Annotated in this window: 12 protein-coding genes; 7 read left to right on the top strand and 5 right to left on the bottom strand. The window is 64.9% G+C overall.

The window, feature by feature from the left end; genetic code table 11:
- The first annotated feature begins 510 nt into the window (after window positions 1-510).
- Both V6B08_RS21930 and V6B08_RS05200 read left to right on the top strand, forming a co-directional pair.
- Complete coding sequence (locus V6B08_RS21930; RefSeq protein WP_430399033.1) at window positions 511-996, top strand: CarD family transcriptional regulator; 486 nt, start codon at window positions 511-513, stop codon at window positions 994-996.
- Window positions 997-1,003: 7 nt separating this feature from the next.
- The gene (locus V6B08_RS05200; RefSeq protein ID WP_341978665.1) at window positions 1,004-1,843 is read left to right on the top strand and encodes a hypothetical protein; all 840 of its coding nucleotides are present in this window, start codon (window positions 1,004-1,006) and stop codon (window positions 1,841-1,843) included.
- Here the strand turns inward: V6B08_RS05200 and V6B08_RS05195 are convergent.
- Window positions 1,840-3,126 (bottom strand): RsmB/NOP family class I SAM-dependent RNA methyltransferase, encoded by a 1,287-nt coding sequence (locus V6B08_RS05195; protein WP_341978664.1) that lies wholly within the window; start codon window positions 3,124-3,126, stop codon window positions 1,840-1,842. The genes V6B08_RS05200 and V6B08_RS05195 overlap by 4 nt on opposite strands.
- 53 nt (window positions 3,127-3,179) lie before the next feature.
- Between V6B08_RS05195 and V6B08_RS05190 the strand changes: the two genes are divergently transcribed.
- A complete protein-coding gene (locus tag V6B08_RS05190) occupies window positions 3,180-3,608 on the top strand; it encodes a PaaI family thioesterase (RefSeq protein WP_341978663.1) in 429 nt (142 codons plus the stop codon).
- A 16-nt stretch (window positions 3,609-3,624) separates the two neighbouring features.
- On the opposite strand, the gene V6B08_RS05185 is transcribed toward V6B08_RS05190, so the two are convergent.
- Genes V6B08_RS05185 through V6B08_RS05175 form a run of 3 tightly spaced genes read right to left on the bottom strand, consistent with a single transcriptional unit; the run spans window position 3,625 to window position 8,407 of the window.
- A complete protein-coding gene (locus tag V6B08_RS05185) occupies window positions 3,625-4,101 on the bottom strand; it encodes a PAS domain-containing protein (protein ID WP_341978662.1) in 477 nt (158 codons plus the stop codon).
- A gap of 7 nt (window positions 4,102-4,108) precedes the next feature.
- Window positions 4,109-5,269: an alanine racemase gene (locus tag V6B08_RS05180; RefSeq protein ID WP_341978661.1), complete on the bottom strand. Its 1,161-nt coding sequence runs from the start codon at window positions 5,267-5,269 to the stop codon at window positions 4,109-4,111.
- 9 nt (window positions 5,270-5,278) lie between these two features.
- Window positions 5,279-8,407, bottom strand: a complete 3,129-nt coding sequence (locus V6B08_RS05175; RefSeq protein ID WP_341978660.1) for an EAL domain-containing protein — start codon at window positions 8,405-8,407, stop codon at window positions 5,279-5,281.
- A 278-nt stretch (window positions 8,408-8,685) separates the two neighbouring features.
- On the opposite strand from V6B08_RS05175, the gene groES reads away from it, so the two are divergent.
- Together groES and groL are read left to right on the top strand one after the other, a co-directional pair.
- Window positions 8,686-9,003, top strand: coding sequence for a co-chaperone GroES (gene groES / locus V6B08_RS05170; protein WP_341978659.1), 318 nt, complete (start codon window positions 8,686-8,688; stop codon window positions 9,001-9,003).
- 32 nt (window positions 9,004-9,035) lie between these two features.
- On the top strand, window positions 9,036-10,691 hold the full coding sequence (gene groL, locus V6B08_RS05165; RefSeq protein ID WP_341978658.1) for a chaperonin GroEL: 1,656 nt from the start codon (window positions 9,036-9,038) through the stop codon (window positions 10,689-10,691).
- Window positions 10,692-10,762: 71 nt separating this feature from the next.
- Here groL and V6B08_RS05160 read toward each other — a convergent pair whose 3' ends face one another.
- A complete protein-coding gene (locus tag V6B08_RS05160; RefSeq protein WP_341978657.1) occupies window positions 10,763-11,674 on the bottom strand; it encodes a LysR family transcriptional regulator in 912 nt (303 codons plus the stop codon).
- 121 nt (window positions 11,675-11,795) lie between these two features.
- Here V6B08_RS05160 and V6B08_RS05155 point away from each other — a divergent pair, with 121 nt between their 5' ends.
- Together V6B08_RS05155 and V6B08_RS05150 are read left to right on the top strand one after the other, a co-directional pair.
- Window positions 11,796-12,485 (top strand): type 1 glutamine amidotransferase domain-containing protein, encoded by a 690-nt coding sequence (locus tag V6B08_RS05155; protein WP_341978656.1) that lies wholly within the window; start codon window positions 11,796-11,798, stop codon window positions 12,483-12,485.
- 29 nt (window positions 12,486-12,514) lie between these two features.
- A complete protein-coding gene (locus tag V6B08_RS05150; protein WP_341978655.1) occupies window positions 12,515-13,162 on the top strand; it encodes a glutathione S-transferase family protein in 648 nt (215 codons plus the stop codon).
- Window positions 13,163-13,195: the final 33 nt, after the last annotated feature.

Below are 13,195 nucleotides of genomic sequence, written 5' to 3'. Positions count from 1 at the left end.
AAGGCCGCCCCCGCGAAGGCCGCCGCCAAGCCGGCTGCGAAGAAGCCCGCTGCGGCCCCCGCCGCCAAGAAGCCGGCGCCCGCCGCCCCGGTCAAGGCCGCCCCGGCAGCTAAGAAATCCGCCGCCCCGCCTGCCGCCACCTCAGGGGCCAAGAAGCCGGCGTCCGCGCCGGCTGCTAAAAAGTCTGCCAGCCCGGCCAAGCCCGCCCCCAAGGCGGTCGCCCCGGCCAAGGCAGCGAAACCGGAAACACCGAAGGCACCAGCCACCGCCGCGCCCAAGGCGGCCAAGCCTGAGGCGGCGAAAGCCGCTGCCAAGCCGGAAGCCGCCAAGGCCCCGGCCAAGCCGGGCAAGGTCGAGGCGGCTAAACCGGCACCGAAAGGCCCGGTGAAGCCGATGGCGGTTTCCGCAGCTCCCACCCGGCCGCTCCCGCAGCCGGTGAAGCCGCCGGAACCCAAACCCGCCGCGCCCAGCAAGATCGTGCAACCCAAAACTCCCCCAGCGAAGGTCAAAGTGGATTTTAGTGCCGGTGATCATGTTGTTTACCCCACCCATGGCGTGGGCAAGGTTCTGCGTATCGAAAAGCAGTCGATTGCCGGCTTCGAACTCGACCTGATGGTCGTGGAGTTCGAGCGCGACAAGATGACCGTGCGCATCCCGCTCACCAAGGTGACTTCGGTGGGTATCCGCAAGCTCAGCTCGCCGCAGAAGATGCGCACCGCGCTGGACACGCTGAAGGGCCGCGCCCGCATCAAGCGCGCGATGTGGAGCCGCCGCGCCCAGGAATACGAAGCCAAGATCAATTCCGGCGATCCGGTGTCGATTGCGGAAGTGGTGCGCGACCTGCACCGCAATGCCGGCCAGCCGGACCAGAGCTATTCCGAGCGCCAGATCTACGAGAGCGCGCTGGACCGCCTGGTGCGCGAACTGGCCGCCGTCGAGCGTATCGACGAGGACAGCGCGGCGAAGAAGCTGGACAAATACCTCAAGGCGGCGTGACGGCGCCGTGAACGATCCGAGGCCCCGCAGCCCTGGCCCAGTCACTCCGGCCGGCGCGGAGGCCTTCGCCGTTCTGCGTGGTGCCCGGCGCGTCTGGGCCATCGCGGCCTTGCGCGCCGATGTGCAGCGCCTGCGCGAAGCACATCAGGAACTGGCGATGCGCCTGCTGCCCGGCGACCGCCTGGTCTATCTTGGCAACATGATCGGCTATGGCGAGGCGGCGATTGCGACGCTGGACGAGCTGGTGCTGTTTCGCCGCGACTTCCTCTGCCTGCCCGGCGCCATGCCGGAAGATATCGTCTACCTGAAAGGCGCGCAGGAGGAGATGTGGCGCAAGCTGCTGCAGATCCAGTTCGCCGCCGGCCCCGGTGCGGTGTTCGACTGGATGCGCCGGCACGGCCTGGAAGCCACCTTGCGCGCCTATGGCGAGGATCCCGACAAGGTGCCCGGCATCCTGCGCGAGGGCGCGCGTAGCGTCAGCCGCTGGACCAACGCGCTGCGCGCCACGATCCGCAAATATCCCGGCCATGACGAATTGTTTGCCGCACAGCGTCGCGCCGCCTTCACGCAAGGCGGCGAATTGCTGTTCGTGCATGCCGGCATCGATCCGCAGCAGCCGCTGGAATCCCAGGGCGATCATCTCTGGTGGGGCTCACCGGCCTTCAAGGGCATGAGCGAACCCTATGCTGGATTCCGCCGCGTCATCGCTGGCGCCAATCCGCAGGGCGAAGGGCCACATCTCGGCGCCTTCACTGCCTGCCTCGATGGTGGCGCCGGTTTCGGCGGGCCGCTCAACGTCGCCTGCTTCGCGCTGAATGGCGGCGTCGAGGAAAGCTTCGCGGTTTAGCTTTTCTTCCTGAACCGCGCGGCGAAGAAGCCGTCGATGCCACCATGCTCCGGCCAATGGCAGGGCAGGCTGCGCAAGCCGCCCTTGGCATCGATCATCGCCGCCGGCACGCCGAGTTCGCCGGGCGTGATCGGCAGCGGCTCGAGTTCGGCATGGGCCAGCAGCCAGTCGCGCTGCGCCTCGCCTTCCTCCGGCTCGAGCGAGCAGGTGCCATAGACCAGCAGGCCGCCGGGCTTGAGCAGGCTCACCGCATGCTCGAGCAGGCGGCGCTGCAACTCGGCGAGCTTGGCAATATCGCTTTCCTGCTTGATATAGGGCAGCTCGGGATGGCGGCGGATAGTGCCGGTGGCCGAGCAGGGCGCATCCAGCAGCACGCCATCGAGCAAGCCTTCCTCCGGCCGCCACTCGGCGGCATCGGCGGTGCGCACGCGGGCCTTGAGGCCAAGCCGCGTCAGGTTGCGCTTCAGCCGCTGCAGACGCGGCTCGGAGCGGTCGATGGCATAGACCTCGGCGCCTTGGCTCAGCAACTGCGCCGTCTTGCCGCCGGGCGCGGCGCAGAGATCAGCCACCAGTTTGCCATTCAGGTCGCCAAACAGCTTCGCCGGCAGGGCGGCGGCGGCATCCTGCACCCACCATTGCGCGCCAGCCTCATCATTGAAGCCCGGCAGGCCATCTACGGCGCCGCCTTCCAGCCGCCGCAGGCTGCCGTTCGGCAACACCACGGCGTTGAGCGGCGCCGCCCAGGCGGCGGCATCACTTTTCACGGTGATATCGAGCGCTGCTTCGGCCAGATGCGCCCGCATGATGTCGCGCGCCACATCCTTGCCGTAAGCCGCTTCCCAGCGCCGCCGCAGCCAACCCGGCGTGTTGAGCATCGCTTCGTCCTGCAATGCAATCAGCGCGGCACCCTCGCGGCCGGCGCGGCGCAGCACGGCATTGACCAGGCCGCGCGACTTCGCCCCCTGCGGCAATATCTCCACCGTCGCCGAGACCGCCGCATGCGGCGGAGTGCCCAGGAACAGCAGGTCGCAGAGGCCCAGCCGCATGGCATGCAGCGGCAGGCCCTTCGGCGTCCGATCGACGAAGCCTTTGAGCAAAGCATCCACCTGGCCCAGGCGGCGCAGGGTGCCGGCCACCAGGCGGCGCACGAAACCGCGGTCGCGGTCGGGCAGTTTGGCAAAGCCGAGCGACGGATCGGCCATGGCCTCATCAAGGGCGCGGCGGCGTTCCAGCACCGCCTGCAGCAGGGCAGCGGCGACGCGGCGGGAATTGGTTTCTGTCATGGCCCCCTTTTAGCGCCGATATCCGCTATAGTCGATGCACGAAGAGGTGCGACATGAGCATGCTGACCAAGGCCGAGGCCGACGCCATCCTGACGCAGAATTTCCCGGCCTGGATCAATGAGCTGGGCCTGCGCTTCGAGAGCCTGGAAAAAGGCCATGTGCGGCTGCGGCTGCCGAATAACCCGCGCCTGCAGCGCATCGGCGGCGCGCTATGCAGCCAGGCGATCATGGCGGTGGCCGATACCGCCATGGCCTTTGCCGTCTCGACCGCCCAGAACGGCTTTTCCGACATGGCGGCGGTGAGCCAGAATACCAGCTTCTTCCGTGCCGCCATCGATACCGACCTGCTCTGCGATGCCCGCGTGGTGCGGCTGGGCCGCAGCCTGGCCTTCGGCGATGTGCTGTTCCACAGCTTAGGCAATGACGCACCGGTGGCGCAGGCGACCATGACCTATGCGTTGGGCACGCCCAGAAAAACTTAAATCTGAAAAGCCTGAATTAAATTTCGAAGCGGAAATCGACGAACAGGAAATCCACCCGGCCGGGATGCTCCTTGCCGGCAAAAGGCAGCACCAGGCGGTACATGCGGCCATAACGCTGCTGCGCATGCTGGAACCGCCCGGCGCTGTAGGACGGCTCGCCGCTTGAAACCACCTGGCGGTATTCGCTGATCGTGGCATCTGGATTGAGCAGCAGCACGCCCGGCTCGTCGAGATAATGCCCCTTGGCGGAATAGCCGCGCGCCCGCACCACATCATCGCCTTCAAGCCGGATGCGGAACCGCGCGCCGCCATCGGCGGCCTCGCCATGCAGCACCTCGTTGATGATCAGCGAAGACAGGAACGGCCCGATGCGCAGCGGATCGAAGCTCGAGCGCTGCGGCGGCTCAAGCTTGCGGGCCTTCAATTCGTACCAGTAATCATAGAGCCGGTGCAGGCCCTGATGACCGATGCTGGCGCGGAAAGCGTCTTCCACTGCTGCCTCACCAGCCGTTAACGCGATCCCATTCGGCGATGATGGCGCCATTGTCGCCCGGCTGGCCGGAAACGACGTAATAGCGATCATACATCGCCGCGGTCATGCAGGAATGATTCGGCAGCACCCGCAGCCGGCTGCCAACCGGGAAACGCTCAAACGGCAGATTGGCCTGATTCAACCCCGGATCGGCGGGACCGATCAGGCCATGTTCCTGATGCACATCCGTCACCGCCAGGCCGGGCAGCGGCATTGCGCCGCCGGGCAGGCAGACCAGGCCATAGCCAGTATGCGGGCGATGCTCGTTGGCGCCGACATCCTTCGACAGCGCCAGGCCACCGGCATCGATCAGCAGGTGGTTGCGGACCCGATGCCGCCCGGTGACGGAAGCCAGCACCGACACCGCGATATCGGTCATGGCGCAGGTGCCAAGTCCCGCCTGAAACAGATCGAAGAACACGTAATTGCCTGGCCGCATCTCGGTGACGCCATCGAGTTTCTCGGCGAACAGGGCGGTGGGCGTCGAGCCGACCGATACAATCGGGCAGGCATAACCGAAGCCGCGCAGCCGCTCGGCGGCACGCACCACGCCGGCGCGCTCGGCCTCGGCAATCGCCGCGATCTCGACCTCGCCCTTGGCATGGTAGGAATGCCCGGCATGGGTCAGCACGCCGGCAAGTTCCGCGCCCGGCTGACTCAGCGCCTCGGCCAGCGGCCGCAGCAGGTCCGAGTCCGGCGCGATGCCGGCGCGGCCCAATCCGGTATCGATCTTGATCAGCACGCGAAAAGTAACACCAAGCGCCCGGCCGCGTTCCGCCACGGCGGCTGCCGCGTCCACGTCATCGGTGATCAGCTTGAGGTCGCAGCCGGCCTTGATGATGCCTGCCGCCTGTTCCAGCTTGGCCGGCACGATGCCGACGGCATACAGGATGTCGGTGAAGCCGGCGCGGGCGAAATAGGCCGCCTCGGCCAGCGTCGAAACCGTGACCGGCCCGGCTTGGCCGTCATGCGCCAATCTGGCGACGCGGGCCGACTTGGCGGTCTTGAGATGTGGCCGCAACCCCACCCCGAGCTGGGCGGCGCGCTGGCGCATCCGCCGGACATTCCGTTCCAGGCGGGCGAGGTCGAGGATCAGGCTGGGAGTCGGCAGGTCGTCGAGCGTGGTCATGCCGGCAATTTACGCCGGTTCCGGGCAGGAAGCATAGCGCTGGATAAAGTCGGAGAAGGCCAGCGGCTTGCCGAACATGAACCCCTGGCCCAGGTCGCAGTGCATGGCGCGCAGGGCATCGGCCTGGGCCTGGGTTTCGATACCCTCGGCCACTACGCTCAAACCCAGGTCATGGCCCAGATCGATGATCGCCCGCACCAGACGAGCCACCGCCGGATCGGTTTCCGCCCCCACCAGAAAGCTGCGGTCGATCTTCAGGGTCGCCACCGGCAGTGCCGTCAGATAACTCAATGAGGAATAGCCGGTGCCAAAATCATCGAGCGCGATGCTGGCGCCGGCACGGACCAGTTGCTCGAGCTTGGCGCAGGCCTCCCGAGCATCACTCAACGCCATGCTTTCGGTAACTTCCAGCGTGATTGGCAACGCCATCTCGTACTGTGCAAGCAAACGCACCACCCGCGGCACGAAGTCATCTCGCTCGAACTGCTTGGTGGAAACATTCACGGCGATTTCGATATCAATGCCGGCCCGCAGCAACTCGGCGCGATGCTGCAAGGCCTTCTGGATCACCCAGAAGCCAACCTCATGGATCAGGCCGCTTTCTTCCAGCAGCGAAATGAAATCACCTGGCACAACCAGGCCGCGTTGCGGATGGCGCCAACGCAGCAGCGCCTCCGCCTTGCCGACGCCGGTATCCTGCAATTTCATGATCGGCTGGTAGAAGAGTTCAAATTCATTTTGCGCCATGGCGCGGCGCAAATCCGCCAGCAGTGCGAGGCGATGCTCGGCATTGGTCTGCATCGAGGTGTCGAAGAAGCGCCAAGTGCCTCGTTCGGCTTTCTTCGCAGCATACATCGCGGTATCGGCCATACGCAGCAAGTCAGTTGGATCCGCCGCGTCAGCGGGAAAGAAGGTAACGCCGATACTGGACGAAATCTGAAGCTCCCGGCCTTCCAGCACAAACGGCGCCGCCAGTTGCCGGTTCAGCTTGTCGATCACCTCCGGCACCGCTTCGGGCGTCAGATTCGGCAGCAGGATGACGAATTCATCGCCGCCCAGCCGGGCGACCGTATCGGTATCACGCAGCGCGACCTGCAGCCGGTGGGCCACTTCCAGCAGCAACGCATCGCCGGCCAGGTGGCCGAGCGTATCGTTCACCTCCTTGAAGTGATCAAGGTCGAGCAGCAGCACGGCACCGCCATCGCTGTCATCGCGCAGAGCTTGCCGGGCAGCGCGATCGATACGATCCAGCACAAGGCGGCGATTGGGCAATCGCGTCAGCGGGTCGTAATCCGCCTGCCAGCGGATCTGCGCCTCGGCATTCTTGCGATCCGTGATATCGACAAACATGCCGATATAGCCGGTGAGTGCCTCGCCTTGCCGCATCTGCGACACGGACAACCATTCGCAGTAGATGCTGCCATCCTTGCGCCGGTTCCAGACTTCGCCGCCCCATTCGCCATCGCGATCAATGGCTGCCCACATATCAACATAGAATTCACGGTTCTGGCGCCCGGATGAGAGCAGCGCTGGCCGATGCCCGATTACCTCCTCGGCATGATAACCGGTGAGGCGCTCAAAAGCCGGGTTGACGTGGCGGATGATGTTATCGACATCGGTGACCATGATCGCCTGCGGCGATTTCTCGAACACGACGCCGGCCTGAACCAGGCGCTCTTCCGCCAGCTTGCGCGCGTCGATATCAGAACAGGTGCCAACGGCACGGATCGGAAAGCCTGTGGCATCGCGTTCAACCACGGCGCCGCGATCAAGCACCCACTTATAGCGCCCATCCTTCATTAGCCGGCGATATTCGCTTTCATAGGTGGCCGCATCGCCCGAAACATGCCGGCGCAGATTGGCCAGTGCCGCATCGCGATCATCAGGGTGCACCAATTCCCGCCACACGGAAATCTGTGGCGATAATTCCCCGATGGCATAACCGAGCATGGCGACAAGGCGGTCGCTGTAGATGACGCAGCCGCTGGGTATATGCCAATCCCAGATACCATCCTGGTTGCCAACAAAGGCCAGGGTCAGACGCTCCTGGCTTTGGCGCAGTTCCTCCTGCCGCTGGCCCAGGGCGGCAAGCATGCGATTGGTGGCGGTGGCAATCTGCTGAACCTCGCGCGGCCCCTCGACCTGTACCTGGGAGACGGTGGCGCCATCGCGAATACGATCCATGATGCGGGCCAGGGCAGCCATTGGATCATATAGTTTGCGGCTGAACGTGCCCACGATCCCAAGTAGCGCCAGCATGACCAGAGCATCAATCACCACATGGTGTAGCAGCGCCGTCCTGGCCTGCGCCAGGGCAGCGTCGCGGCGCTGCACCACCAGGATGGTCCAGCCCGCATTAATCAGTTGATGGGACTGGGCAATGATGTAGGGCTGATGATCGGGGTCGTCGATATCCTCGTGCCAGGAGCTGACACGCGCGGCGGGCTCAAAATCGAGGCCGGGCGAGAGCGCCGTGCCAATCGCCTCCTGCGCGTCGGGGCTGGCCAATACCACGATGCGATCCGGCCCCACGGCATAGGCCACTGCCTCCGGCAGCGCCGGCAGCAGCAACGGCAGCCGATGCGGATCAAGGCTGAAGGATATGGCCCCCGCGACAAGCCCCAGGGCGGCGGCAAGGTCATCCGGATAGGCTGGCCCGATAGGATAGGCGAGCGAAATGTGGGGGGCGCCCGTCACCGCGCCCTGCGGATTGAGTCCACCAACCGTGAAGGCCGAGTGGTCCAGCAGCCGCGACAGATAGAAATGCGGATTGACATGACGGGACTCGCCGACCGGGATCGGGGCGGCGCTGCAAATTACCCGGCCGCGGCGGTCCACGGTCACCATATTGTTGAACTGGGTCGCGAAGCGCAGGGAATTGTCGAAGACGTCGCGGCAGCGGGTTGGATCGAGGGCCGCCACGGCTTCGTTGTCGGCCACCGCACTCAGCGCGATCTCGGTATCGGAAATGAAGCTCTCGACGCGCAGGGCGGCACTTTCGGCGGCAAAGGCCAGGGTCTGGCCCCGCTCCGCAATGGCGACCTTATACTCGGAATAGGCACCATAAAACCGCAGCAATGCAACCAGCGCCACAAGGGCGCCGACCATCATCACCATATAGGAACGGATCGAAATCATGGGCTGCAGGCAGTTGCGTACAGCCTGACTATCTATACAGCGCCCCCTGCGGCGTCCTGTCAGTTTTTGATAAGGCCGGGCCGTATTAGCGGAATCTCACCGACCCGCCTTGACAGCGCCGCAGGGAATCCCTAGGTAGTTGGCGCTCTCCTGGGGGGAGTGCTAACAATCCGGCCCATCATGTTATTTTTCAATAACTTAAGGTGAGGCCCGGAAGGTCAGCCAGAGAATTTTCACCCTGGGCCGCTGGCCCAAGCGATATCACAGAGGAGGATCGCATGAAGTTTCGTCCGTTGCATGACCGTGTGGTGGTGAAGCGCGTCGCCGAGGAAGAGCGTACCGCTGGCGGCATCATCATCCCGGACACCGCCAAGGAAAAGCCGATGCAGGGCGACGTCGTCGCCGTCGGCCCGGGCGCCCGCGATGAGTCCGGCAAAGTCCAGGCCCTGGACGTGAAGGCCGGCGACCGCGTGCTGTTCGGCAAGTGGTCGGGCACCGAAGTCAAGATCGATGGTGAGGATCTCCTGATCATGAAGGAATCCGACATCATGGGTGTCATCGAAGGCACCGCCAAGAAGTCGGCCAAGGCCGCTTAAGCTCAACACCTGAATAGGTAGGAGATACGATTATGGCTGCTAAAGACGTTCGCTTCGGCTCCGACGCCCGCGACAAGATGCTGCGCGGCGTGGATATCCTCGCCAACGCTGTGAAGGTGACGCTGGGCCCGAAGGGCCGCAACGTGGTGCTCGACAAGTCGTTCGGCGCCCCGCGCATCACCAAGGACGGTGTCACCGTCGCCAAGGAAATCGAGCTGTCCGACAAGTTCGAGAATATGGGCGCGCAGATGGTGCGCGAAGTCGCTTCCAAGGCCAATGACCAGGCCGGCGACGGCACCACCACCGCCACCGTGCTGGCCCAGGCCATTGTGCGCGAAGGCGCCAAGGCCGTTGCCGCCGGCATGAACCCGATGGACCTGAAGCGCGGCATCGACCTCGCGGTCGAGAAGGTGGTCGAGGACGTGAAGTCCCGCGCCAAGAAGATCGCCGGCGCCAAGGAAGTCGCCCAGGTCGGCACCATCTCGGCCAACGGCGATGCCGAAATCGGCAACATGATCGCCAAGGCGATGGAGAAGGTCGGCAACGAGGGTGTCATCACCGTCGAGGAAGCCAAGAGCCTGGAGACCGAGCTCGACGTCGTCGAGGGTATGCAGTTCGATCGCGGCTACCTGTCGCCGTACTTCATCACCAACGCCGAGAAGATGCTCTGCGAGCTGGAAAACCCCTACATCCTGCTGCATGAGAAGAAGCTGTCGGGCCTGCAGGCCATGCTCCCGGTCCTCGAGGCCGTGGTGCAGACCGGCCGTCCGCTGCTGATCATCGCGGAAGACGTGGAAGGCGAAGCGCTGGCCACCCTGGTGGTGAACAAGCTGCGCGGCGGCCTCAAGGTTTCCGCCGTCAAGGCGCCGGGCTTCGGCGACCGCCGCAAGGCCATGCTGGAAGACATCGCGATCCTGACCGGCGGTCAGCTGATCTCGGAAGACCTCGGCATCAAGCTGGAGACCGTGACCCTTGCCATGCTGGGCACCGCCAAGAAGGTGACCATCGACAAGGAGAACTCCACCATTGTCGGCGGCGCCGGCAAGAAGAAGGACATCGAGGCGCGTTGCAGCCAGATCAAGGCGCAGATCGAGGAGACCTCCTCGGACTACGACCGCGAGAAGCTGCAGGAGCGTCTGGCCAAGCTGGCCGGCGGCGTGGCCGTCATCAAGGTCGGCGGCGCCACCGAGATCGAAGTGAAGGAGCGCAAGGACCGCGTTGACGACGCGCTCCATGCCACCCGCGCCGCGGTCGAGGAAGGCATCGTGCCGGGCGGCGGTACCGCCCTGCTCTATGCCACCCGCGCCATCGAGAAGGTGAAGGTGGAGAACTCCGACCAGAAGCATGGCGTGGAAATCATCCGCCGCGCCCTGCAGGCCCCGGTTCGCCAGATCGCCGAGAATGCCGGCGTCGACGGCGCCGTGGTGGCGGGCAAGCTGCTCGAGTCGAAGGACACCAACTGGGGCTTCAACGCCCAGACTGAAGAGTATACCGACCTGGTGAAGGCCGGCGTCATCGACCCGGCCAAGGTCGTGCGCGTCGCCCTGCAGGGCGCCGCCTCGGTGGCCGGCCTGCTGATCACCACCGAAGCCATGGTCGCCGACAAGCCGGAGCCGAAGTCGGCCGGCGGCGGCGCCCCGGGCGGCATGGGCGGTGGCATGGGCGGCATGGGCGGCATGGACTTCTAAGTCCCGCCGCTCCGCTCAGGAGCATACGGAAAGGCCCGGTGGCAACACCGGGCCTTTTCTTTTGCGCGCCGTCAATGCGCCGCGCCAGCTACGTCCTTCACCACGTCACCGATCAAGCCACGCAGCCAGCGATGCGCGGGATCGTGGCGGTAGCGCACATGCCAGGCCATCTCGACCGGGAAGGTGCCGAGATCGACCGGGGCGTCGAGCACCTTGAGGCGCGTATCGTTGCTGAGGCGGCGGCAGATCAGGCGCGGCAGCGTGGCGCAGTAATCCGTCACCGCGACCATCTCGGGGATGGCGAGGAAATGCGTCACCGACACCGCGACCTCGCGGCGCAGGCCCTGGCGTTCCAGCGCCTGGAACAGGCCGACGCGCAGCCGGCCCGGCGGCAGCATGTTGACATGCTTGAGTTGCTCGAACTGCTTCTTGGTGATGCGGTCGCCAACCTGCGGGTGATTGGCGCGCACGACGCAGGCCAGGCTTTCCTGCATCAGATGCTGCACCACCAGGTTATCCGGCGGATCGACAATGCGGCCCAGCACCAGGGCCGTGCCGCCTGAAATCACGCCGGTATCGGCCAGATCCGTGCCATAGGGCGTGAGGCGCAGGCTGATGCCCGGCGCAACATCGCGTAAGCGCGCCACGATGGCCGGCACCAGCACGAATTCGACATAGCTGTTTGGCGCCAGGGTGAATTGCAGCTTCGCTTTGGCCGGATCGAAATCCTGCTGGCCGAGTACCACCTCATCAAGCGTCGCCAGCGCCGCCGCAAGTACCGGCGCCAGTTCAGTGGCCTTCTGCGTCGGCTGCATGCCATAGCGTTCGCGGATGAACAGCGGATCGCGCAGCATGGTGCGCAGCCGGGTCAGTGCATTGGACAAAGCCGGCTGCGTGATGCCCAGCCGCTCGGCGGCGCGGGTGACGCTGCGCTCCTCCATCAGCGCTAGGAAAACCGGCAGCAGGTTCAGATCATACCGCATCCAGTTATATTGTTATGTGAATATCTGGAATTCAATCAATAAATTGGATGAATTTCAATTCTGGCAGCATCCTCTGGCCATCCGAAACGCCGTACCGCACGGCCAGCCCAAGGAGCCCGCCATGTCCAAGATCCTGTTCATCCTCACCAGCCATGACCGCATGCTGAACGGCGAGGCGACCGGCCTGTGGGCCGAGGAGCATGCCGTGCCCTACCTGGCCCTCACTCAGGCCGGCCATGAAGTGACGGTCACCTCCATGGCGGGTGGCCGCGTGCCGGTGGATCCCAAGAGCAAGCCGGCGCCGGAGCAGGCGCTGCTGTGGAAGCGTGCGCTGGACCGCTTGGCCGATACCCCCGCCTTCGACACCCTGGATGACAGCGCGTTCGATGCCGTCTACCTGCCGGGCGGCCACGGCACCGTGTTCGACCTGCCCTACGACAAGAAGCTGCACGACCTGCTGTTCCGCTTCGAGGCCAGCGGCCGCGTCATCGCCGCTGTCTGCCATGCACCGGCCGTGTTCGCCGGCATGCGCCGTGCCGATGGCACGCCGTTCATCGCCGGCCGCCATGTCGCCGCCTTCACCGATGCCGAGGAGCGCGCGGTGGATGGCACGGAGAAGGTGCCCTTCCTGCTCGAGACACGGTTGAAGCAGCTTGGCGCCATCCACCATGCCAAGGCCGACTGGATGCCCAACGTGATCCGCGATGGCCGCCTGGTCACCGGGCAGAACCCGCAATCTTCCGCCGCGGTGGCTGAGCAAGTGCTGCACCTGCTGTCGCGCCGCCAGGTCTTTGAAACCCTCGCCGCTTGAACCCCCAGCCCCGCACCAGGAGAAAAACCATGATCACCTTCTACGCCTATGGCGCCCCCAACCCGCACAAAGTTTCGATTGCCCTGTTCGAACTGGGCCTGCCGCACCAGATCGAGGTGGTGGAAATCTGGAAGGGCGCCGGCCAGTCGCCAGAATTTCTCGCCCTCAATCCCAACGGCAAGGTGCCGGTGATCGTGGATCACGAAACCGGCCTCACCATCTCGGAGTCCAACGCCATCCTGCTCTATCTCGCCGAAAAGACCGGCAAACTGCTGCCACGTGATCGCAAACTGCGCCAGCGCGCCCTGGAGCTGCTGTTCTTCCAGGCCTCAGGCGTCGGCCCGATGTTCGGCCAGCGCGCCTGGTTCACCCTGTTCGCGCCGGAACACGTGCCTTATGCCATCACGCGCTACCGCAACGAGGCCGAGCGCCTGACCGGCGTGATCGAGACACTGCTGCCGGACGACAAGCCGTGGTTCCTAGGCGACGAGTACTCCATCGTGGATATCGCCTTCATGGGCTGGATCTGGACCGCGGTGCAGATGCATTTCCCGATCGACGGCTATCCGAAACTGAAACGCTGGTTCGACCGCACCCTGGCACGGCCCGCCGTACAGAAAGGCCTGATCACGCCGAACCCGCTGCCCAACTTCGCGCCGCCCGCCGTGGCGGCCTGAACCAACTCAAATCGCACCGAAAGGATCAGTACA

The sequence above is a fragment of the Ferrovibrio sp. MS7 genome, assembly GCF_038404985.1.
GTDB lineage: Bacteria > Pseudomonadota > Alphaproteobacteria > Ferrovibrionales > Ferrovibrionaceae > Ferrovibrio > Ferrovibrio plantarum.
The sequence above is the reverse complement of the archived record's forward strand: the minus strand, read 5'-3'. Positions and strand labels throughout refer to the sequence as shown.